Raw genomic sequence first — 22,540 nt, forward strand, 5'->3', positions numbered from 1 at the left:
GCGACTACCAGCGGTAGTGCGCGAAGGCCTTGTTGGACTCGGCCATCTTGTGCGTGTCCTCGCGCTTCTTCACAGCGGCACCGAGGCCGTTGGAGGCGTCGAGGAGCTCGTTGAGCAGACGCTCGGTCATGGTCTTCTCGCGACGGGCGCGGGAGTAACCGACCAGCCAGCGCAGCGCCAGGGTGTTGGCACGACCGGGCTTGACCTCGATCGGAACCTGGTACGTGGCGCCACCGACACGGCGGGACTTGACCTCGAGGGTCGGCTTGATGTTCTCGAGAGCGCGCTTCAGCGTGATGACCGGGTCGTTGCCGGTCTTCTCGCGCAGGCCCTCCATGGCGCCGTAGACGATGCGCTCGGCGGTGGAGCGCTTGCCGTTCAGCAGCACCTTGTTGATCAGGGAGGTCACCAGAGGAGAACCGTAGACCGGGTCGATGATGACCGGGCGCTTCGGGGCGGGGCCCTTACGAGGCATTCTTACTTCTCCTTCTTGGCGCCGTAGCGGCTGCGGGCCTGCTTGCGGTTCTTCACACCCTGGGTGTCAAGCGAACCGCGGATGATCTTGTAGCGAACACCCGGCAGGTCCTTCACACGGCCGCCGCGCACGAGCACGATGGAGTGCTCCTGCAGGTTGTGCCCCTCACCCGGAATGTAAGCGGTAACCTCGATCCCGCTGGTCAGACGCACACGCGCGACCTTACGCAGGGCCGAGTTCGGCTTCTTCGGGGTGGTCGTGAACACACGCGTGCAGACGCCGCGACGCTGGGGCGAACCCTCGAGTGCGGGCGTCTTGTTCTTCTCGACCTTGTCCTGCCGGCCCTTTCGGACCAGCTGCTGGATCGTAGGCACTACTTCTCCGGTTTCTGTGTGCCGAATGGTGGAGCTAACCTGGAACGTTGCCGACCCACGCGGTCGGGTGTGTCGAATCCCGCGAACCCCTGCCGCCAGGCGGAAGAAAGCGTGGATTACGGTGGCCGGTGACGACCCTCACTGCGGTTGAAGGCACGCACGAGGGCCAGGGCACACCCCAGGCACAAGGTCTGAGCGTACCTATCGCATTCGCTGCGGTCAAAACAAATGCGCGGGACCGGCGCAGGCGCCCGGTTCCTCCCGATTCCGCCCGAACGGCGCCGAGGGCTCACCCACGCGGGGCGGGCACCCGTACCTCGGTCTCCTCGGCCGCCGTGTCGTCGGTCTCCCCGGCCGCCGCGTCGTCGGTCTCCTCGGCCGCCGCGTCGTAGCTCTTCTCGGCCGCCGTGTCGTCCCGGACGAAGTACGTCGGCCGGTTCTGCACGGCCGTGTATATGCGGCCGACGTACTCGCCGAGCAGGCCGACGCAGATCAGTTGCACGGCGCCGATGAAGACGATGCCGGTGAACAGCGACGTCCAGCCGGGCACCGTGCGGCCCAGGGCGAAGGCGGTGAGGGTGTAGACGAGCAGCCCCAGGCAGACCACGAAGGCGCCGGCGCCCAGCCAGGTGGCGATGCGCAGCGGCGCCGCGGAGAAGCCGGTGACGCTGTCGACCGCGAGGCGGATCATCCGGCCCAGCGGGTACTTGGTCCGGCCCGCGGTGCGCGGCGCGCGCTCGTACGTCACCCGCCCGCTCGGGAAGCCCAGCCAGGGCACCAGGAGGCGGTAGACCCGCTGCTGGTCCGGCAGGGCCTTCAGGGCCTCCACGGCGGCGCGGCTGAGCAGCCGGAAGTCGCCCGCCTGCGCCGGGACCGACGGGCCCGCCAGGCGCCGCATGAGGCGGTAGTAGACGCCCGCCGACCACCGCTTGAACCCGGAGTCGCTGCTGCGGTCGGCACGGACCCCGTACACGATGTCGAGCTCCTCGGCGCGGGCCAGCGCCAGCATGTCGGGGATCTTCTCCGGCGGGTCCTGGAGGTCGGCGTCCAGGCTCACCACGTAGGCCCCGGACGCCCGGTCCAGGCCGGCGGTGAGGGCCGCCTGGTGGCCGGAATTGCGCCGCAGCGCGACCACGCGCAGTTCCGGCCAGCCCAGCCGGAAGGCGGCCAGCAGCTCCGCCGTGCGGTCGCCGCTGCCGTCGTCCACCGCCACGACCTCATGAGGGACACCCAGCTCCGCCAGGACCGGCCGCAGCCTGCTGACCAGCGCGGGCAGGACCTCTTCCTCGTTGTACATCGGAATGACGACCGACAGCACGACCGGTTCGTGCAGTTCCGCGTCCCGTTCCTCGGGCACCGCGCCTCCCCTCCCCCGAACATCGAGCACAGATGTGCGACTCTTGTGCGATCTTATGGCAGCAATTGACGGTTGAGGGTGGACTGAGGGGGATGACAGCCATGGACACGGCTGCCGACGACACGGTGGGCGACGCGTCGGCCGGCGCACGGGAACAACGGCTGTCCGACGGACGCCGGGACCGCTCCTGGCGGACCTGGCCCCCGGCCCTGCCGCCCGCCGCGCGACCCTACCTGGCCCCGCTCGCCCTGTACGGAGTCACCAAGCTCGTCGGCCTCGCGGTCTTCGCCTCCCTGCTGGAGTACGCCGGGGACTACAAGGGGAAGAACCCGCGCTTCGGCGGCGGCGCCCACTGGTGGGACGTCCTGGCCACCTGGGACGGCTGGTGGTACCTCCAGGTCGCAGAGCACGGCTACAGCCCCTCCCTGGTGCGGCTCGACTCGGACGGCCTGTTCACGGTCCAGCAGAACTCGGTCGCCTTCTTCCCGCTCTACCCGGCCCTGATCCGCATGGTCTCGGAATCCACCGGCCTCGGCCTGTACGGCTCCGGGATCCTCGTCTCCGTCGTCTCGTCGTTCGTCGCGGCGGCGGGCGTCTTCGCCGTGGTCCGCCTCGTCGCCGGGGCCCGCGCGGGCACCATCGCCGCCGGACTGTGGGCCGTGGCCCCCGGCGCGGGCGTCGAGTGGGCGGTGTACTCCGAGTCCCTGTTCGTCGCCATCGCCGCCTGGGCCTGCTACGCCGTGATGACCGGGCGCTGGGTGACGGCCGGCCTGCTCGCCTTCACCGCGGGCCTGAACCGCCCCACGTCCGCCGTCCTGATCGGCGCCGTGGGACTCGCCGCGCTGGTGACCCTGGCCCGTCCCGCGACCAGACGGGAACACGGGGTGCGCGGGCCCGTGTACGCCATGATCGTCGCTCCCCTGGGCCTGCTCTCCTACATCGCCTGGGTCGGCTACCGCACCGGCGAGGCGACGGCGTACTTCACGCTCCAGCGCGAGGGCTGGGCGCACTTCTTCGACTACGGCGCCTACACCCTGGACGTGCTGCGCAACCTCGCGGTCGGCAAGGGCGACTACCACTTCGCCTTCTCCACCCCGGACCTGCTCTCCCTGCAGCTGGTCCTGGCGCTGCCCTTCCTGATCGCCCTGATGCTGCGCAAGCGGGCCCCGCTGGTGCTCGTCGCCTACACCCTGGCGACGATCATCACCGTCCTCGGCACCCAGCAGATGTTCGGCAACACGATGCGCTACCTGCTGCCCGCCTTCCCCCTGCTCCTCGCTCCGGCCGCGGCCCTCGGCCGCCTGAGGCTCCCGAGCCTGGTGGTCTTCTTCTCCACGGCCGCACTCGCCTCCGGCTGGTACGCGCACTACGTCATCTTCGAGCTGGGCGTGCCGTAGGCCCTCTCCCGAGCGACAACGCCGAAGGGCGGCCACCCCTCCCGGGGTGACCGCCCTTCGGCGTATCAAGCGGACACTCGCTTACTGGTTGTACGGACCGTAGTCGTAGTCCTCCAGCGGAACGGCCTGGCCGGAGCCGGTGCCGAACGGCGAGTAGTCGATGTCGTCGTAGCCGACGGCCGAGTACATCGCGGCCTTGGCCTCCTCGGTCGGCTCGACCCGGATGTTGCGGTAGCGGGACAGACCCGTACCGGCCGGGATGAGCTTACCGATGATGACGTTCTCCTTGAGGCCGATGAGGCTGTCGGACTTGGCGTTGATCGCCGCGTCCGTCAGGACTCGGGTCGTCTCCTGGAAGGAGGCGGCCGACAGCCAGGATTCCGTCGCCAGCGAGGCCTTGGTGATACCCATGAGCTGCGGACGACCGGAGGCCGGGTGACCGCCCTCCTGGACCACACGACGGTTCTCGGTCTCGAACTTCGTACGCTCGACCAGCTCGCCGGGCAGCAGCTCTGCGTCGCCGGACTCGATGATCGTCACGCGGCGCAGCATCTGCCGGATGATGATCTCGATGTGCTTGTCGTGGATCGACACGCCCTGCGAGTTGTAGACCTTCTGGACCTCGCCGACCAGGTGGACCTGGACGGCACGCTGACCCAGGATGCGCAGCACGTCGTGCGGGTTGGTGGCACCCACGGTGAGCTTCTGGCCCACCTCGACGTGGTCGCCCTCGCCCACCAGCAGACGGGCGCGCTTCGAGATCGGGAACGCCGTCTCGTCGCTGCCGTCGTCCGGGGTGACGACGATCTTCTTCGTCTTCTCGGTCTCCTCGATCCGCACGCGGCCGGAGGCCTCGGAGATCGGGGCGACACCCTTCGGGGTACGGGCCTCGAAGAGCTCGACGACACGCGGCAGACCCTGGGTGATGTCGTCACCGGCCACACCACCGGTGTGGAAGGTACGCATCGTGAGCTGGGTACCGGGCTCACCGATGGACTGGGCGGCGATGATGCCGACCGCCTCACCGATGTCGACCAGCTTGCCGGTGGCCAGCGAGCGGCCGTAGCACATGGCGCAGGTGCCGACCTGGGACTCGCAGGTCAGGATCGAACGGGTCTTGACCTCCTCGACGCCGTTGGCGACCAGGGCGTCGATCAGGACGTCACCGAGGTCGACGTTGGCCGGCGCGATCACCTTGCCGTCGATGACGACGTCCTCGGCGAGCATGCGGGCGTACACGCTGGTCTCGACGTCCTCGGCCTTGCGCAGCGTCCCGTCGGCGTCACGCGTGGCGATCGGCAGCTTGAGACCGCGCTCGGTGCCGCAGTCCTCCTCGCGGATGATGACGTCCTGGGAGACGTCGACCAGACGACGCGTGAGGTAACCCGAGTCGGCGGTACGCAGAGCGGTGTCCGCCAGACCCTTACGGGCACCGTGCGTGGAGATGAAGTACTCCAGCACGGACAGACCCTCACGGAACGACGCCTTGATCGGACGCGGGATCGTCTCGTTCTTCGCGTTCGACACCAGACCACGCATACCGGCGATCTGACGCATCTGCATCATGTTGCCTCGTGCGCCCGAGTTCACCATCATGAAGATCGGGTTGGTCTTCGGGAAGTTCTCGTTCATCGCCTCGGCGACCTCGTTGGTCGCCTTGGTCCAGATCGCGATGAGCTCCTGCGTGCGCTCGTCCTTGGTGATCAGACCGCGCTCGTACTGCTTCTGGACCTTCTCGTCCTGCGCCTCGTAGCCCTTGACGATCTCCTTCTTCGCCTCGGGAACGACGACGTCGGAGATGGCCACGGTGACACCGGAACGGGTCGCCCAGAAGAAGCCGGAGGCCTTCAGGTTGTCGAGCGTCGCCGCCACGATGACCTTCGGGTAGCGCTCGGCGAGGTCGTTGACGATCTCGGAGAGCTGCTTCTTGCCGACCTCGTAGTCGACGAACGGGTAGTCCTCGGGCAGCAGCTCGTTGAAGAGCGCGCGGCCCAGCGTGGTGCGCAGCGTGAAGGTGTCACCCTGCTGCCACTCCGGCTCACCCTCCTCGCGGGCCGGGGGCTCCCAGCCGCGGGGCGGGATGGTGCCCACCGGGAAGCGGATGTCGACCTTCGACTGGAGCGACAGGTCGCCCGCGTCGAACGCCATGATCGCCTCGGCGGCGGACCCGAAGGCGCGGCCCTCGCCCTTGAGGTCGCGGCCCTCGCCGTCGGTGGTGAGGAAGAACAGACCGAGGACCATGTCCTGGGTCGGCATCGTCACCGGACGGCCGTCGGCCGGCTTGAGGATGTTGTTCGAGGACAGCATCAGGATGCGGGCCTCGGCCTGCGCCTCCGCGGAGAGCGGCAGGTGCACGGCCATCTGGTCACCGTCGAAGTCCGCGTTGAACGCGGTGCAGACGAGCGGGTGGATCTGGATGGCCTTGCCCTCGACGAGCTGCGGCTCGAAGGCCTGGATGCCGAGGCGGTGCAGCGTGGGCGCACGGTTCAGCAGAACCGGGTGCTCCGCGATGACCTCTTCCAGCACGTCGTACACGACCGTGCGGCCGCGCTCGACCATGCGCTTGGCGCTCTTGATGTTCTGCGCGTGGTTCAGGTCGACCAGGCGCTTCATCACGAACGGCTTGAAGAGCTCCAGCGCCATCGCCTTCGGCAGACCGCACTGGTGCAGCTTGAGCTGCGGGCCGACGACGATGACGGAACGCGCGGAGTAGTCCACACGCTTACCGAGCAGGTTCTGACGGAAACGACCCTGCTTGCCCTTGAGCATGTCGCTCAGGGACTTCAGCGGGCGGTTACCGGGACCGGTGACCGGGCGACCGCGACGACCGTTGTCGAAGAGGGCGTCCACGGCCTCCTGGAGCATGCGCTTCTCGTTGTTCACGATGATCTCGGGCGCGCCGAGGTCGAGAAGCCGCTTCAGGCGGTTGTTGCGGTTGATGACGCGGCGGTACAGGTCGTTCAGGTCGGAGGTCGCGAAGCGGCCACCGTCGAGCTGCACCATCGGACGCAGGTCCGGCGGGATGACCGGCACGCAGTCCAGCACCATGCCCTTGGGGCTGTTGCTGGTCTGCAGGAACGCGGAGACGACCTTGAGGCGCTTGAGCGCACGGGTCTTCTTCTGGCCCTTGCCGGTACGGATGATCTCGCGGAGGCGCTCGGCCTCCTCGTCGAGGTCGAAGGACTCCAGGCGCTTCTGCAGCGCCGCGGCACCCATCGAACCGTCGAAGTAGGTGCCGAAGCGGTCGCGCAGCTCGCGGTAGAGAAGCTCGTCGCCCTCGAGGTCCTGGACCTTGAGGTTCTTGAACCGGTTCCACACCTCGTCGAGGCGGTCGATCTCGCGCTGCGCACGGTCGCGGAGCTGCTTCATCTCACGCTCGGCACCCTCGCGCACCTTGCGGCGCACGTCGGCCTTGGCGCCCTCGGCCTCGAGCTCGGCCAGGTCGGTCTCGAGCTTCTTGGCCCGGGCCTCCAGGTCGGAGTCGCGGCGCTGCTCGATCTGCTGGCGCTCGACGGAGACGTGGGCCTCCAGCGAGGGCAGGTCGCGGGTGCGGCGCTCCTCGTCGACGTACGTGATCATGTACGCCGCGAAGTAGATGACCTTCTCCAGGTCCTTCGGGGCGAGGTCGAGCAGGTAGCCCAGCCGCGACGGAACGCCCTTGAAGTACCAGATGTGGGTGACGGGGGCGGCGAGTTCGATGTGGCCCATCCGCTCACGGCGCACCTTGGCGCGCGTGACCTCGACGCCACAGCGCTCGCAGATGATGCCCTTGAAGCGGACGCGCTTGTACTTGCCGCAGTAGCACTCCCAGTCCCGGGTCGGACCGAAGATCTTCTCGCAGAAGAGTCCGTCCTTCTCGGGCTTGAGCGTGCGGTAGTTGATCGTCTCGGGCTTCTTGACCTCGCCGTGGCTCCACTGACGGATGTCGTCAGCGGTGGCCAGACCGATCCGGAGCTCGTCGAAGAAGTTGACGTCGAGCACTATGCGTCAATCCCTCTCAGGGTTGTAAGTCTTGGGGTCTGAAACGGGGGTCCTGGGGCCGGCGGACCTTGATCGCTCAAGGTCCGCCGAAACTCCCGTCAGACCTCTTCGACGCTGCTCGGCTCGCGCCGGGACAGGTCGATGCCGAGCTCCTCCGCAGCGCGGAAGACGTCCTCGTCGGTGTCACGCATCTCGATGGACATGCCGTCCGAGGACAGCACCTCCACGTTGAGGCACAGGGACTGCATCTCCTTGATGAGCACCTTGAAGGACTCGGGGATGCCGGGCTCAGGGATGTTCTCGCCCTTGACGATGGCCTCGTAGACCTTCACGCGGCCGGTCACGTCGTCGGACTTGATGGTCAGCAGCTCCTGGAGGGCGTACGCGGCGCCGTAAGCCTCCAGCGCCCACACCTCCATCTCACCGAAGCGCTGGCCACCGAACTGGGCCTTACCACCCAGCGGCTGCTGGGTGATCATCGAGTACGGGCCGGTCGACCGGGCGTGCAGCTTGTCGTCGACCAGGTGGTGCAGCTTGAGGATGTACATGTACCCGACCGAGATCGGGTCCGGGAACGGCTCACCGCTGCGGCCGTCGAACAGCCGCGCCTTACCGGTCGGGAGCACCATGCGCTCGCCGTCGCGGTTCGGGATGGTGTGCTGGAGCAGACCGGCCAGCTCGTCCTCACGCGCACCGTCGAAGACCGGCGTGGCGACGTTGGTGCCGGGCTCGACCTTGTCGGCGCCGATGGCCTGCAGGCGCTGCGCCCACTCCTCCGCGAGGCCGGAGACGTCCCAGCCGCGGCTGGCGAGCCAGCCGAGGTGGATCTCCAGGACCTGTCCCGGGTTCATTCGGGACGGGACACCCAGCGGGTTCAGGATGATGTCGACCGGGGTGCCGTCCTCCAGGAACGGCATGTCCTCGATCGGGTTGATCTTGGAGATGACGCCCTTGTTGCCGTGCCGGCCGGCGAGCTTGTCACCGTCGGTGATCTTGCGCTTCTGCGCGACGTAGACGCGGACCAACTGGTTCACGCCCGGCGGCAGCTCGTCGCCCTCTTCGCGGTCGAAGACGCGGACGCCGATGACCTTGCCGATCTCGCCGTGCGGGACCTTCAGCGAGGTGTCGCGGACCTCACGGGCCTTCTCACCGAAGATCGCACGGAGCAGGCGCTCCTCCGGCGTCAGCTCGGTCTCGCCCTTGGGCGTGACCTTGCCGACGAGGATGTCGCCGGCGACGACCTCGGCACCGATACGGATGATGCCGCGCTCGTCGAGGTCGGCGAGGACCTCCTCGGAGACGTTCGGGATGTCCCGGGTGATCTCCTCGGGGCCGAGCTTGGTGTCACGGGCGTCGACCTCGTGCTCCTCGATGTGGATCGAGGAGAGGACGTCGTCCTGCACGAGGCGCTGCGACAGGATGATCGCGTCCTCGTAGTTGTGACCCTCCCACGGCATGAACGCGACCAGCAGGTTCTTGCCGAGCGCCATCTCGCCGTTCTCGGTGGCCGGACCGTCGGCCAGGACCTGGCCCTCGATGATCCGGTCGCCCTCGGCGACGATGACCTTCTGGTTGACCGAGGTTCCCTGGTTGAACCGGGAGAACTTGGCCAGGCGGTACGTGATGTACGTGCCGTCGTCGTTGGTCGTGGTGATGTAGTCCGCGGAGACCTCCTGGACCACACCCGCCTTCTCGGCCTTGACCACGTCGCCGGCGTCGGCGGCGGAGCGGTACTCCATGCCGGTGCCGACCAGCGGGGACTCGCTCTTGATGAGCGGCACCGCCTGACGCATCATGTTCGCGCCCATGAGGGCACGGTTGGCGTCGTCGTGCTCGAGGAACGGGATCATGGCGGTCGCGACCGACACCATCTGGCGCGGCGAGACGTCCATGTAGTCGACGTCGTCACCGGGGACGTAGTCGACCTCGCCGCCACGGCGGCGAACCAGGACGCGGGCCTCGGAGAAGCGCATGTCGTCGTTGAGCGTGGCGTTGGCCTGCGCGATGACGAAGCGGTCCTCCTCGTCGGCGGTCAGGTAGTCCACGTCGTCCGTGACCTGGCCCTCGACGACCTTGCGGTACGGCGTCTCGATGAAGCCGAACGGGTTGATCCGGCCGTACGAGGCGAGCGAGCCGATCAGACCGATGTTCGGTCCTTCCGGCGTCTCGATCGGGCACATGCGGCCGTAGTGCGACGGGTGGACGTCACGGACCTCGAAGCCGGCCCGCTCACGGGAGAGACCACCCGGGCCGAGGGCGTTCAGACGACGCTTGTGCGTCAGCCCCGACAGCGGGTTGTTCTGGTCCATGAACTGGGAGAGCTGGCTGGTGCCGAAGAACTCCTTGATGGAGGCGACGACCGGCCGGATGTTGATCAGGGTCTGCGGCGTGATCGCCTCGACGTCCTGGGTCGTCATGCGCTCGCGCACGACGCGCTCCATACGGGCGAGACCCGTACGGACCTGGTTCTGGATCAGCTCGCCGACGTTGCGGATGCGGCGGTTGCCGAAGTGGTCGATGTCGTCGGTCTCGACGACGATCTCCCGGCCCGACTCGCCGGTCGTCTCGGTCTCACCGGCGTGCAGCTTCACCAGGTACTTGATGGTGGCGATGACGTCGTCGGTGGTCAGAACGCCGGCGTCCAGGGGCTCGTCGGCGCCGAGCTTCTTGTTCACCTTGTAGCGGCCGACCTTGGCGAGGTCGTAGCGCTTCGGGTTGAAGTAGAGGTTCTCGAGCAGCGTCTGCGCGGCCTCACGCGTGGGGGGCTCGCCCGGACGCAGCTTGCGGTAGATGTCGAGCAGCGCGTCGTCCTGGCCCTGGGTGTGGTCCTTCTCCAGGGTGGCGCGCATGGACTCGTACTCGCCGAACTCCTCGAGGATCTGCTCGGTGGTCCAGCCGAGGGCCTTGAGGAGGACGGTCACGGACTGCTTGCGCTTGCGGTCGATGCGCACACCGACCATGTCGCGCTTGTCGATCTCCATCTCCAGCCAGGCACCCCGGGACGGGATGATCTTGGCGGAGAAGATGTCCTTGTCGGACGTCTTGTCGATGGAGGAGTCGAAGTAGACACCCGGCGAGCGGACGAGCTGCGACACCACGACACGCTCGGTGCCGTTGATGACGAAGGTGCCCTTGTTGGTCATGAGCGGGAAGTCGCCCATGAAGACCGTCTGGGACTTGATCTCGCCGGTCTCGTTGTTGGTGAACTCGGCGGTGACGAAGAGCGGGGCCGCGTACGTGAAGTCGCGGTCCTTGCACTCGTCGATGCTGTTCTTGGGGGGCTCGAAGCGGTGGTCGCGGAACGTCAGCGACATCGACCCGGAGAAGTCCTCGATCGGCGAGATCTCCTCGAAGATCTCTTCCAGACCGGACTTGGTGGGGACGTCCTGACCGGACTCCAGAGCCGACTCGACGCGAGCCTTCCAGGCGTCGTTGCCGAGCAGCCAGTCGAAGCTCTCGGTCTGCAGCGCGAGAAGGTTCGGAACCTCGAGGGGCTCCTTGATCTTTGCAAAGGAGATGCGCAGCGGGGCGGTGCTGGCAGCGTTGTTCGTATTCGCGGTCGAGGCATTGCGCGAGGCGGCCAAGAGGGGGTCCTTCCGAGGGCTCGGACTCACTACGCGCGTACCGGCCCCTCTTCCGTGCACGAAGACAGGGGGCGCCTGATGTGGCTGGAGAGCCAGGTCAGGCATGCTCTGGTCGTCGGTGCTCGGGCGAGGGCAGACCCCTGGTGACGGGCAGGGGGCAACTAACAGGCAGCGCAAAGGGTCAGTGTAGCCAGATGGCACACTGATGTCCAGTGCGGGTCTCGATGACCGTGTTCGCTCCTCGTTGTTCTCACCACCTGCGGCAAGGCCTCGCCCTCAACGCACCGTGATACTGCCCTTTTCGCCGTGGATCCATGCCTCGGATTCGGATCCTTGTGACGACGCGTCCTGAGAATCGCGCGCTGCGTGCGGTTCGTCAAGGCCCCCCTTGCCCGAACCGCCTGCCGCCAGAGGGCTCTCAGGGCCCCGGCGACGGCACGACGAAGATCACCATACTCTTCACCGTGGCGCGTGCAAGGTAGCCGCCGCCGGTCCCCCGGAGACGCCGAAGAGCGACCACCCGGATGGATGATCGCTCTTCGGTGCTGTGGCGTTACAGATCCTGACGGATCCGTGGGGCCTTCGCGGTCTTACTTGACCTCGACCGAGGCGCCGGCGCCCTTGAGGGACTCGGCGGCCTTCTCGGCGGCGTCCTTGGCGACCTTCTCGAGGACGGGCTTCGGGGCGCCGTCCACGAGGTCCTTGGCCTCCTTCAGACCCAGGGAGGTCAGCTCGCGCACGACCTTGATGACCTGGATCTTCTTGTCGCCGGCACCGGTGAGGATGACGTCGAACTCGTCCTGCTCGGCCTCGGCCTCGGCCGGGGCGGCAGTGGCGGCCGGGGCGGCGGCGACGGCCGCGGCGGCGGTGACGTCGAACTTCTCCTCGAAGGCCTTCACGAACTCGGAGAGCTCGATGAGGGTCATCTCCTCGAACTGGGCGAGCAGGTCGTCCTGGCTGAGCTTCGCCATGATGGCGGTCCTTCCACTAATTCGGCAGGTGCCGGATGTACGGGGTGAGGCGGGCGTACGTCGGGCCCGCGTCGACCCTCACCTCATGCGGTTCATGCGGCGAGGATCGGAAAGCGAGCCGAGTTACTCGGCACCGCCCTGCTCGTCCTGCTTGGCACGGAGCGCGTCCACGGTGCGGACGAGCTTCGAGGGAAGCGCCTGGAAGAGCTGCGCAGTCTGGGACTGCTTGCCCTTGAAGGCACCCGCCAGCTTGGAGAGCAGAACCTCGCGGGACTCGAGGTCCGCAAGCTTCTTGATCTCGTCGGCGGACATCGCCTTGCCGTCAAGGACTCCGCCCTTGATGACGAGATTCGGGTTGTCCTTGGCGAAGTCGCGCAGACCCTTCGCCGACTCCACCGGGTCACCGGTGACGAAGGCGACGGCCGTCGGACCAGCGAAGAGCTGGTCGTCGAGCGTGATCCCGGCCTCGTTGGCCGCAATCTTGGTCAGCGTGTTCTTCACCACGGCGTACTGGGCGTTCTCACCGAGCGACCGGCGCAGCGTCTTGAGCTGCGCCACGGTGAGACCGCGGTACTCGGTCAGCACGGCGGCGTTGGAGCTGCGGAACTTGTCCGTCAGCTCGGCAACCGCGGCAGCCTTTTCGGGCGTCGCCATAGAGCCTCGGCCTCCTTCCGGGTGATTCGGACCGCGCGGACCCGAAGGAGGACTGGGGAAAACGAAACGCCCCGGCGCAGGCGCACGGGGCGTGGCTCGACCGTGTGCCACACGCACGAGGCGCGGACTCCGGGAGCTCATCCACAGTCACCTGCGCGGGTCGTCCGCAGTTCAGCGGATCCTTCGGCCACCGTGTCCTCTCGCGAGCACACGGCAACGACCAGCGGTCTTTGGCTTCTGGGGAAGCGTACGTGAACGGGGCGGTGTCAAGCAAATCCGCCCGTACGGCGACTCAGCCCTGCTGGGCCCCCTGCATCATCTCGGCCAGGTCGACGGTGTCCTCGGCGGGCGGGGCGGTGACCTTCACGGGTTCGTTGAGACCGAGGAAGGTGATGGTCATGTCCAGCGGGCCCTTGTCGGCGTCGCCGCGCATACGGAACTGCTTGGTGTGGTCGTCGCCGTCGATCCACATGTCCATCGTGAGCTTGTCGACGCCCAGCTTCTCGTACTGCTCGATGCTCTTCTGGCGCTTCTCCCGGGTGGCCTCGTCCTCGTCGCCGAGCGACTTCTCCAGGTCGGCGAGGGTGACCGTGCCCTTGTAGTGGGTGGTCTTCACGCCGTCGACGGTCTCGGTGCCGACCTTCTCCACGTCCTTGGCGCCGGTGAGGAAGGTGGACTCGGTCGCCGGGTTCTTGTCGGCCTGGGAGGCGCCGCCGAGCTGGTTCAGTTCCTTGTCGGCACCGAGCGCGGCCAGGTCGAACTTGATCCAGCTCTTGCCGTCCATCTCCTTGGCCGCCTCGGCGCCGCCGCCGATGTACATGGCCTTGTCGAGGAGCCGGATCTCCGCCTTGGCGCCGGCGCCCTGGTCGAGCGCCGTCATCTTCATGCTCATCGCGAGCGTGGGCTTGATCTGCATCTCGGCCTCGGCCTCGACCCTCCCCTCCTCCGGGGCGCGGCCGGTCATGCGGTAGCGGATGGAGTCGATCTCCTCCGCGTTCTTCGCCGCCTTGGCGACGGCCGCCGCCGGCGTCATCTTCGGGGACTCCTCGGCCCCGTCTCCCTTGGAGCAGCCCACGGCGCCGGCGGCGAGCAGCAGCGCGGCCAGCCCGGCGCCCACGGGCACGCGTACGGAAGTCTTCATGGATTCCCCCCACGGAAATACCGTCGGCACAGGCACGGACTGCCTCTGCACAGCACAGACGCGAGCGTAACCGAGAACGGTTCGAACGATCTTGTGATTTCTGTGGCCCGGACCTACCGGTGCGGCCCGCGAGCTCCTTTCAGGAGCCCTCGCCCGGTGCCTTCAGCAGCTCCTTGAAGTCCGCCGTGTCGGCTGCCGGGGGCCGCTCGGCCAGGACGGCGACGCCGTAGTCGCTGTAGTACGCGGTCTGGGTCAGCTCCCCGGTCTCCGTACGACCCCGCTCGACCTTCTTGACCAGCAGGTCCCGGTCGTCGACCCAGATGTCGACGGTCTGGGCGGTGGCGCCGCCCGGCGTGCCGGTCCAGTGCGTGGTGCGCCGGCCGCGGGTCGTCTCCTCGCCGACCTTGCGGACGTCGTCGGAGGCCAGCAGCCGCTTCACCGCCTGGTGGGGCGTGGTGTCGCGCATCCGGTCCGCGAAACCGGCGCCCTTGGCGCCGCCGAGGTCCTCCAGGTCGGCGTATACGTACTTGATCCAGTGCCGGCCGCCCACCCGGACGGCGAACTCGTCGCCCATCCTGGCGTAGTAGGCGTCGGGCAGGTACCGGGCCTCCATGGCCGTGGTGCCGAGCCGGCGCATGGTCTCAGCGGTCGTGCCGCCGGTGTACGTGATCGTCAGGGTGCCGGTGAGGCCGTCGCGCCAGCCGAGGGCTCCCACGGCGTCCAGGGACAGCTCGCGGCCCATCACGGTCGTGGACTCGACCCGCGCCGAACCCGCCCGCCCGACGGCCCGCTCCACGGAGCGCAGCGACCGCGTCGACGGGTCGGTGGCGCGGGCGGAATCGGTGGAGCCGGTGGGCCCGCCCGAGGAGGTGCAGGCGGTGACGCACGCCAGCGCGGCCGTCACCGCGATCGAGACGACCGTACGGAGAGCCGTCGTGCCCGTCATCCGCCCACCCCTTGTCCCCGTGCGCGATCCCGCGGTGCCCGCACGCTAACCCAGCAGTCCGGCACTCGTACGGGAAAAAGGGAACGGGCCCCGCACCTCGGAAGGTGCGGGGCCCGTGAACCGGTTGGGCGAGCCGTGGGCTCAGACCGCCGCCGGGTCCTCCTCGACGAGGAGGTTGCGGGTGCGGTTGGAGTCGACCGGGATGCCGGGGCCCATCGTGGTGCTGATGGCGGCCTTCTTGATGTATCGGCCCTTGGCGGCGGACGGCTTCAGACGGAGGATCTCCTCCAGCGCCGCGGCGTAGTTCTCCACCAGCTTGGTGTCGTCGAAGGACGACTTGCCGATGATGAAGTGCAGGTTCGAGTGCTTGTCGACGCGGAACTCGATCTTGCCGCCCTTGATCTCGGTCACGGCCTTGGCCACGTCCGGGGTCACGGTGCCGGTCTTCGGGTTCGGCATCAGACCACGCGGGCCGAGGACGCGGCCGAGGCGGCCGACCTTGCCCATGAGGTCCGGGGTGGCGACGACGGCGTCGAAGTCCAGACGGCCCTTCGACACCTCGTCGATCAGTTCGTCGGAGCCGACGATGTCGGCGCCCGCGGCGGTCGCGGCCTCGGCACGGTCACCGGTCGCGAAGACCAGGACCCGGGCGGTCTTACCGGTGCCGTGCGGGAGGTTCACGGTGCCACGGACCATCTGGTCGGCCTTGCGCGGGTCGACACCCAGGCGGAAGGCGACCTCGACGGTGCCGTCGAACTTGGTCGTGGAGGTCTCCTTGGCGAGACGGACGGCCTCGAGCGGGGCGTAGAGCTTGTCCCGGTCGATCTTGGCGTCCGCAGCGCGGAGAGACTTGCTGCGCTTGCTCACTACTGCTCCTGGTGGCTTCTTAGGAGTCGTGGTCCGGGCCGAGCAGGCCCTGCCACACTGTCCTGACCATGCGGCTACCGCCGCGTGGCTTGCTTACGGGGGTGGAGGTCAGCCCTCGACCGTGACGCCCATGGAACGCGCGGTACCGGCGATGATCTTCTCCGCCTGGTCCAGGTCGTTGGCGTTGAGGTCGGGCATCTTGGTGGTGGCGATCTCGCGGACCTGGTCACGCGTGATCTTCGCGACCTTGGTCTTGTGCGGCTCGCCGGAGCCCTTCTCCACACCCGCGGCCTTGAGGATCATCTTGGCGGCCGGCGGCGTCTTGGTGATGAAGGTGAAGGAGCGGTCCTCGTAGACCGTGATCTCCACCGGGATGACCCAACCGCGCTGCGACTCGGTCGCGGCGTTGTAGGCCTTGCAGAACTCCATGATGTTGACGCCGTGCTGACCCAGCGCGGGGCCGACCGGCGGGGCCGGGTTCGCGGCACCGGCCTGGATCTGGAGCTTGATGAGCCCCGTGACCTTCTTCTTCTTGGGAGGCATAGCTCTCCGGGTCCTTTCGATTCGGGTCCTGCCCGCACCCGGGGGCGACCCCGGACACAGGCATACCGCACAACGATAGCGGGTATGGATGTGCGGCCAAAAACCGAGCAGGTCAGACCGTCCCCCGCAAGCGGGAGGTGCCCCCAGCCGGAGCCTGTCTGACCTGCTCGGAAGCAGTACGTCCAGAGGAGTACCGGTGAGGTACTAGTTCTTCTGGATCTGGTCGAAGCTCAGCTCGACCGGGGTCTCGCGGCCGAAGATCTCGACGAGGCCCTTGACCTTCTTCGAGTCGGCGTTGATCTCGTTGATCGTGGCCTGCAGCGTCGCGAACGGGCCGTCGGTGACGGTGACCGAGTCGCCGACCTCGAAGTCCAGCACCTGGACCTCGACCTTGCGCTGCGGAGCCGGCTTGCCCTCGGCCTCGGCGGCCTCGCGGGCGGCCTTCTCCTCGGCCTCCGGGGCGAGCATCTTGACGATCTCGTCCAGCGTCAGCGGGTACGGGTCGTAGGCGTTGCCGACGAAGCCGGTGACGCCGGGGGTGTTGCGGACGACACCCCAGGACTCGTTGGTCAGGTCCATGCGGACGAGGACGTAGCCGGGCAGCTTGTTCTGCCGGATCGTCTTGCGGTCGCCGTTCTTGATCTGGACGACCTCTTCCTGGGGCACCTCGGCCTGGAAGATGTAGTCCTCGACGTTGAGCGAGACGGCGCGCTGCTCGAGGTTGGTCTTCACGCGGTTCTCGTAGCCGGCGTACGTGTGGATCACGTACCACTCGCCGGGCAGGACGCGCAGTTCCTGGCGGAGTGCCTCGATCGGGTCGACCTCGACCTCGGGCTCGGGCTCGGCGGCCTCTGCGGTCTCCGCGTCGGCGGTGGTCTCCGTGTCGGCGCTTTCCGCGTCGGGGGTCTCCGCGTCGGGAGTCTCGTCCTGGACCTCGGCGGTCTCGTCCGCGTCCGTGACGACGGCGTCGTCGGCAGCCTCGACCTCGGCGGAGGCCTCGGTGTCCTCGTTGTCGGCGCCCTCGAGGGTGCCGGGCTCGTCCTCGACGGACTCGACCGGCTCGATGGCGTCGTTCACGTTCGGGTCAGACACGGTGGCTGCTTCTTCCTGGATACATAGGGGTGGAACACGCGAAAGGGGCGCCGGGTACCTCGGCGCCCTTCGCTCTCGACTCAGCCGAAGACGTACTTGGCGGCGTGACTGAAGCCATAGTCAATCAGAGTCACCAGGCCGATCATGATGACCACGAAGATGATCACCACGGTGGTGTACGTCGTAAGCTGGTTGCGGCTCGGCCAGACAACCTTGCGCAGCTCCGCGACGATCTGGCGGTAGAAGAGCGCGAGGCGCTTCAGCGGGCCCTTCTTGGCGCGCTTGCCGCCCTTGCGCGACTTCTTCTTGGAGTCCGGCGCCTCGTCCTGGGCATCAGGCATGTCGATGGAGCCCACGGCGTCCGTCACTCGTCCTCACCTGATTCCGGGTCGTGGCCGTGCCGCGCCCGGTTGGAGCCGCACGGCGGTGCATTGCTGTACGTACATGCGCACACATCCTGGCGAAGGTGTGTGTAGCAGGGCCGGAGGGACTTGAACCCCCAACCGCTGGTTTTGGAGACCAGTGCTCTACCAATTGAGCTACGACCCTTTGTGTGTCCCCCAACGTACCGCATCCGCCCGGGTGCTCGGTGTGCACCGAGTGAGCGCGGACCGCTGAAGGCCAACGAGGTGAGAGTGTACGTGCTCAGGGGCCGGGCGTCGAACAGAAAGCAGATCCGGACTGGTGTTCAGGCCTCTGCACCGCCCCCGCACCGTCCGTTCCCCGTCGGTTCTCCGTGCTGTTCAGTCCGTGAAACCCCTGTGCCCGCGAAGTTTCCGGTCTGGAACGATGGGCCCATGAGCGCTGCAACCCCTCCCACCGAGCGCCGGGTCTCCGCCCGAGTCGGCGCGATCTCCGAGTCCGCGACCCTCGCCGTGGACGCCAAGGCCAAGGCCCTCAAGGCCGCCGGACGTCCGGTGATCGGCTTCGGCGCCGGTGAGCCCGACTTCCCGACCCCGGACTACATCGTCGAGGCCGCCATCGAGGCGTGCAAGAACCCGAAGTACCACCGCTACACGCCGGCCGGCGGGCTGCCCGAGCTGAAGGCCGCGATCGCCGCGAAGACGCTGCGCGACTCCGGCTACGAGGTCGACCCGTCGCAGATCCTGGTCACCAACGGCGGCAAGCAGGCCATCTACGAGGCGTTCGCCGCGATCCTCGACCCGGGCGACGAGGTCATCGTCCCGGCGCCGTACTGGACGACGTACCCGGAGTCGATCCGACTGGCCGGCGGTGTCCCCGTCGAGGTCGTCGCCGACGAGACGACCGGCTACCGGGTGAGCGTGGAGCAGCTCGAGGCCGCGCGCACCGAGAAGACGAAGGTCGTCCTCTTCGTGTCGCCGTCGAACCCGACGGGGGCCGTGTACAGCGAGGCCCAGACCGAGGCGATCGGCCAGTGGGCCGTCGAGCACGGCCTGTGGGTGCTGACCGACGAGATCTACGAGCACCTCGTCTACGGCGACGCCTTCTCCGTGTCGATGCCGGCGCTGCTGCCCGAGCTGCGCGACAGGTGCATCGTGGTCAACGGTGTCGCCAAGACGTACGCGATGACCGGCTGGCGGGTCGGGTGGGTCATCGGCCCGAAGGACGTCGTCAAGGCCGCGACGAACCTCCAGTCGCACGCCACGTCCAACGTGTCCAACGTGGCCCAGGCGGCGGCGCTGGCCGCGGTCTCCGGTGACCTGGACGCCGTGGCGAAGATGCGGGAGGCCTTCGACCGGCGCCGTCGGACCATCGTGCGGATGCTCAACGAGATCGACGGCGTGCTGTGCCCGGAGCCGGAGGGGGCGTTCTACGCCTACCCGTCGGTGAAGGGGCTGCTCGGCAAGCAGATCCGCGGCAAGCGCCCGCAGGACACGGTCGAGCTGGCCGCGCTGATCCTGGAGGAGGCCGAGGTCGCGGTGGTGCCCGGCGAGGCGTTCGGCACGCCCGGGTACCTCCGGCTGTCGTACGCGCTCGGGGACGAGGACCTCGCCGAGGGCGTGAGCCGGATCCAGAAGCTGCTGGCGGAGGCGCGCGACTGACCGCCGCTTCCCCGGCAGGGGCCGCACCTCGGCGTCGAGGTGCGGCCCCTGTTTCTTTGTGCGAGCAAGACCACGTACGGGGAAAGTGCTGTCGGGCCGGGCGTGTCGTGCGGCAGGATCACGGAATGGAGCGTGTACGTGATGTCTCTGAACTGCCGAAGGCCCATCTCCACCTGCATTTCACCGGGTCGATGCGGCCCGCGACCCTACTGGAACTGGCCGACAAGCACGGCGTGCGTCTGCCCGAGACGCTGACCGAGGCGCTGGGGCGCGGGGAGTCGCCGAAGCTGCGGGCGACGGACGAGCGGGGCTGGTTCCGCTTCCAGCGGTTGTACGACGCGGCGCGGTCGTGCCTCCAGGAGCCGGAGGACATCCAGCGGCTGGTCCGGGAGGCCGCGGAGGAGGACCTGCGCGACGGGTCGGGGTGGCTGGAGATCCAGGTGGACCCGACGTCGTACGCGCCGAGGCTGGGCGGGCTGATTCCGGCGCTGGAGATCATCCTGGACGCGGTGGAGACGACCGTGCGGGACACCGGGATCGGGATGCGGGTGCTGGTCGCCGCGAACCGGATGAAGCACCCGCTGGACGCGCGGACCCTCGCCCGGCTCGCGGTGCGGTACGCGGACCGGGGTGTGGTCGGGTTCGGGCTCTCCAACGACGAGCGGCGGGGCATGGCCCGGGACTTCGACCGGGCGTTCGCGATCGCGCGGGAGGGCGGGCTGCTGTCCGCGCCGCACGGGGGCGAGCTGACCGGGCCGCTCTCCGTGCGGGACTGCCTGGACGACCTGGAAGCCGACCGGATCGGGCACGGGGTGCGGGCGGCGGAGGATCCCCGGCTGCTGAAGCGGCTGGCGGACCGGCAGGTGACGTGCGAGGTGTGCCCGGCGTCGAACGTCGCCCTCGGCGTCTACGAGAAGCCCGAGGACGTGCCGCTGCGGACCCTGTTCGAGGCGGGGGTGCCGATGGCCCTGGGCGCGGACGACCCCCTGCTGTTCGGGTCGCGGCTGGCCGCCCAGTACGAGATCGCGCGGGACCACCACGGGTTCACCGACGCGGAGCTGGCGGAACTGGCACGCCAGTCGGTGCGGGGGTCGGCCGCGCCGGAGGGTGTGAAGGGGAGGCTGCTGGCGGGGGTGGACGACTGGCTGACCGGGGAGGGCTCGCCGGAGCGTTGACGGCCGATCGCTGCGGCGGGCTCCCCGCAAGTGCCTGGGCGGCCCGGGTGGTAGCCCCGGGGCGTCACGCGTGGGGGGCTGGGGCGGCATGAGTGAACGCTGGGGCACATGAGTGAGCGCCTGGGCCACATGGGTGACTCCTGGGGCGCATGGGGCGGCACGGGTGACTCCTGGGGCGCATGGGGCGGCACGGGTGGCGCTGGGGCGCATGGGGCGGCACGGGTGGGCGCTGGGGCGCATGGGGCGGCACGGGTGGGCGCTGAGGCGGCATGGGCACCGTGGAGCTGGGGGCGGTTCCGGGGGCGCTGGGGGTTACCCCCTTCGGGGGAAAGACCTCGTGGCGCCGGGCCGTGTGTCCCGCCGTCACGCCCGCACCCGCGCGGCGCGGCAGTTCAGCGGATCCCCGCGAGCAGCGTCCGGGCGAGCCGCCGCGCGAAGTCGTCCACCGGCGGACGGACACCGCTGTGCGTCGCGTCGTACGCGAACGCCCGCTGCGAGCAGGCACCGAGCAGCAGCGAGGCGGCGGCGAAGGTGTCCGCGTCGGCGCGGACCCGCCCCGCGGCCTGCTCGGAGCGCAGGTAGGCGTCCAGGCCCTCGATCGGCAGGTGCGGCCCGGTGCCCAGCTCCCGCATCGCGTCGTCGTGCCGTCGCTTGAGCTGCGTCTGGGCGTACAGCGAGGCGGCGATCGGGAAGCTCTGCTCGTAGAACAGCGCGGCCTGGCGGGCGATCTCCGTGAGGTTGTCCTCGAGGGCGGCCCGGCCCGGCTCGGCGGCGAGGCCCCGGAGCAGGGGGGTCAGCCGCGGCAGTCGTTCGGACAGGACGCGGATGAAGAGCTCCTCCTTGCTCGCGAAGTGCTTGTACAGCGCGGCCTCGGAGCAGTCGGCTCCCTTCGCGATCTCCTTGGTGGTGGCGCGGGCCAGCCCGACGGTGAGCATCAGCTCGTGGGCGGCGTCCAGGATGCGCTCCCGGGCCGGCTTGGCGGGCGGCATGGCTGCTCCAGTGGGGCTTGACGAGTGGGTGAGTACTTACTCACCCTAGAGTAGGAGATGGGTGAGTGAGTACTCACCCATCTATCTGGGCTCGTCAGTCAGGCGCATCAGTCGGAGCGCGGCGACAGTGCCGTGCGGAACGGAGTACGCCATGAAGCTCACCGTCTTCGGTGCCACCGGAGGCATCGGCCAGGAGGTCGTCCGGCAGGCACTCGGCGCCGGACACCACGTCACGGCCGTCGTGCGGGATCCCGCGCGGCTGTCCGTGACCGGCGAGCGGCTGGAGGTGTTCCGCGCGGATCCGGGTGACGCGGCGGCCGTGCGACCGGCGGTGGACGGGCGGGACGCCGTGTTGTCCGGGCTCGGCGCCCGCCGCCGCGCCGACGCGGGTGTCGCGACCAGGCTGACCCGGGCGGTGCTCGCCGCGATGGAGGCGGAGGGTGTGCGCAGGCTGCTGGTCGTCAGCGCCGCCCCGGTCGGCCCCGAGCCGCGGGACGCCGGACTGCTGGACCGGGGCGCGCGCGGCATCGTGTCCGCCGTCCTCAAGGGCGTCTACGCCGATCTGCGCGCCATGGAGGCCGAACTGGCGCGCAGCGCCACCGACTGGACGGTCGTCCGGCCGCCGCGGCTGCAGGACAAGCCGCTGTCCGGCCGGTACCGGACGGTGGTCGGCGGCTTCCCCTCCAAGGGCCGCTTCGTGGGCCGCGCCGACGTCGCCCACGCGATGCTCGCGATGACCGAGGACGCGGGGACCGTGAAGCAGGGCGTGGGTGTGGCCTACTGACTGGCCCCCTGGCACCCGTTGACCCTGGCCTTGCGTCCCCCTGGCCCCTTGCTCGCCAGCCCTTTGCCCGCTGGCCCCTTGAGCTCCGGCTCCGGCTCCGGCTCCGGCTCCGGCTCCGGCTCCGGCTCCGGCTCCGGCTCCGGCTCCGGCTCCGGCTCCGGCTCCGGCTCCGGCTCCGGCTCCGGC

General features: G+C 68.7%; 18 protein-coding genes and 1 tRNA gene. 4 read left to right on the forward strand and 15 right to left on the reverse strand.

From position 1 onward, the window contains the following. Positions 1-4: 4 nt before the first annotated feature. From rpsG to B1H29_RS15075, 3 genes are all read right to left on the reverse strand, one after another. Positions 5-475: a 30S ribosomal protein S7 gene (gene rpsG, locus B1H29_RS15065; RefSeq protein WP_003974303.1), complete on the reverse strand. Its 471-nt coding sequence runs from the start codon at positions 473-475 to the stop codon at positions 5-7. Between the two features lie 2 nt (positions 476-477). Next, complete coding sequence (gene rpsL / locus B1H29_RS15070) at positions 478-849, reverse strand: 30S ribosomal protein S12 (protein ID WP_003948652.1); 372 nt, start codon at positions 847-849, stop codon at positions 478-480. 289 nt (positions 850-1,138) lie between these two features. Next, positions 1,139-2,206, reverse strand: a complete 1,068-nt coding sequence (locus tag B1H29_RS15075; protein ID WP_234393017.1) for a glycosyltransferase family 2 protein — start codon at positions 2,204-2,206, stop codon at positions 1,139-1,141. Positions 2,207-2,307: 101 nt separating this feature from the next. On the opposite strand from B1H29_RS15075, the gene B1H29_RS15080 reads away from it, so the two are divergent. Beyond that, the gene (locus tag B1H29_RS15080; RefSeq protein WP_055418384.1) at positions 2,308-3,603 is read left to right on the forward strand and encodes a hypothetical protein; all 1,296 of its coding nucleotides are present in this window, start codon (positions 2,308-2,310) and stop codon (positions 3,601-3,603) included. Between the two features lie 81 nt (positions 3,604-3,684). Here B1H29_RS15080 and B1H29_RS15085 read toward each other — a convergent pair whose 3' ends face one another. From B1H29_RS15085 to B1H29_RS15140, 11 genes are all read right to left on the reverse strand, one after another. After that, complete coding sequence (locus B1H29_RS15085) at positions 3,685-7,584, reverse strand: DNA-directed RNA polymerase subunit beta' (protein ID WP_055418385.1); 3,900 nt, start codon at positions 7,582-7,584, stop codon at positions 3,685-3,687. A gap of 98 nt (positions 7,585-7,682) precedes the next feature. Beyond that, positions 7,683-11,168 carry a DNA-directed RNA polymerase subunit beta gene (rpoB, locus tag B1H29_RS15090; RefSeq protein ID WP_079160234.1) on the reverse strand — a complete coding sequence of 1,162 codons (3,486 nt, stop codon included), beginning with the start codon at positions 11,166-11,168 and terminating at the stop codon, positions 7,683-7,685. Positions 11,169-11,758: 590 nt separating this feature from the next. Next, entirely contained in the window at positions 11,759-12,139 is a 381-nt protein-coding gene (gene rplL / locus B1H29_RS15100; protein WP_055418387.1) for a 50S ribosomal protein L7/L12, read from the reverse strand. A 123-nt stretch (positions 12,140-12,262) separates the two neighbouring features. Beyond that, positions 12,263-12,793, reverse strand: a complete 531-nt coding sequence (gene rplJ, locus B1H29_RS15105; protein ID WP_003974311.1) for a 50S ribosomal protein L10 — start codon at positions 12,791-12,793, stop codon at positions 12,263-12,265. A gap of 292 nt (positions 12,794-13,085) precedes the next feature. Next, positions 13,086-13,934 carry a hypothetical protein gene (locus B1H29_RS15110; protein WP_055418388.1) on the reverse strand — a complete coding sequence of 283 codons (849 nt, stop codon included), beginning with the start codon at positions 13,932-13,934 and terminating at the stop codon, positions 13,086-13,088. Positions 13,935-14,073: 139 nt separating this feature from the next. Beyond that, entirely contained in the window at positions 14,074-14,880 is an 807-nt protein-coding gene (locus B1H29_RS15115; RefSeq protein ID WP_055418389.1) for a hypothetical protein, read from the reverse strand. A 141-nt stretch (positions 14,881-15,021) separates the two neighbouring features. Next, positions 15,022-15,747 carry a 50S ribosomal protein L1 gene (rplA, locus tag B1H29_RS15120; RefSeq protein ID WP_055418390.1) on the reverse strand — a complete coding sequence of 242 codons (726 nt, stop codon included), beginning with the start codon at positions 15,745-15,747 and terminating at the stop codon, positions 15,022-15,024. Between the two features lie 108 nt (positions 15,748-15,855). After that, the gene (rplK, locus tag B1H29_RS15125) at positions 15,856-16,290 is read right to left on the reverse strand and encodes a 50S ribosomal protein L11 (protein ID WP_003974315.1); all 435 of its coding nucleotides are present in this window, start codon (positions 16,288-16,290) and stop codon (positions 15,856-15,858) included. A 204-nt stretch (positions 16,291-16,494) separates the two neighbouring features. Continuing rightward, complete coding sequence (gene nusG, locus B1H29_RS15130) at positions 16,495-17,382, reverse strand: transcription termination/antitermination protein NusG (RefSeq protein ID WP_055418391.1); 888 nt, start codon at positions 17,380-17,382, stop codon at positions 16,495-16,497. 80 nt (positions 17,383-17,462) lie between these two features. Next, on the reverse strand, positions 17,463-17,750 hold the full coding sequence (gene secE / locus B1H29_RS15135) for a preprotein translocase subunit SecE (protein WP_055418392.1): 288 nt from the start codon (positions 17,748-17,750) through the stop codon (positions 17,463-17,465). A 108-nt stretch (positions 17,751-17,858) separates the two neighbouring features. Then, positions 17,859-17,931, reverse strand: a tRNA-Trp gene (locus B1H29_RS15140). Between the two features lie 248 nt (positions 17,932-18,179). Here B1H29_RS15140 and B1H29_RS15145 point away from each other — a divergent pair. Next, complete coding sequence (locus B1H29_RS15145; protein ID WP_055418393.1) at positions 18,180-19,406, forward strand: pyridoxal phosphate-dependent aminotransferase; 1,227 nt, start codon at positions 18,180-18,182, stop codon at positions 19,404-19,406. A 125-nt stretch (positions 19,407-19,531) separates the two neighbouring features. Beyond that, on the forward strand, positions 19,532-20,581 hold the full coding sequence (locus tag B1H29_RS15150; protein ID WP_055418394.1) for an adenosine deaminase: 1,050 nt from the start codon (positions 19,532-19,534) through the stop codon (positions 20,579-20,581). 392 nt (positions 20,582-20,973) lie between these two features. Here the strand turns inward: B1H29_RS15150 and B1H29_RS15155 are convergent, their stop codons facing one another. Continuing rightward, complete coding sequence (locus tag B1H29_RS15155) at positions 20,974-21,570, reverse strand: TetR/AcrR family transcriptional regulator (protein ID WP_055418395.1); 597 nt, start codon at positions 21,568-21,570, stop codon at positions 20,974-20,976. 151 nt (positions 21,571-21,721) lie between these two features. Between B1H29_RS15155 and B1H29_RS15160 the strand changes: the two genes are divergently transcribed. Beyond that, positions 21,722-22,354, forward strand: a complete 633-nt coding sequence (locus tag B1H29_RS15160; RefSeq protein WP_055418396.1) for an NAD(P)-dependent oxidoreductase — start codon at positions 21,722-21,724, stop codon at positions 22,352-22,354. The last annotated feature ends 186 nt before the right edge of the window (positions 22,355-22,540 follow it).

This window comes from Streptomyces pactum (assembly GCF_002005225.1).
Classification (GTDB): Bacteria; Actinomycetota; Actinomycetes; order Streptomycetales; family Streptomycetaceae; genus Streptomyces; species Streptomyces pactum_A.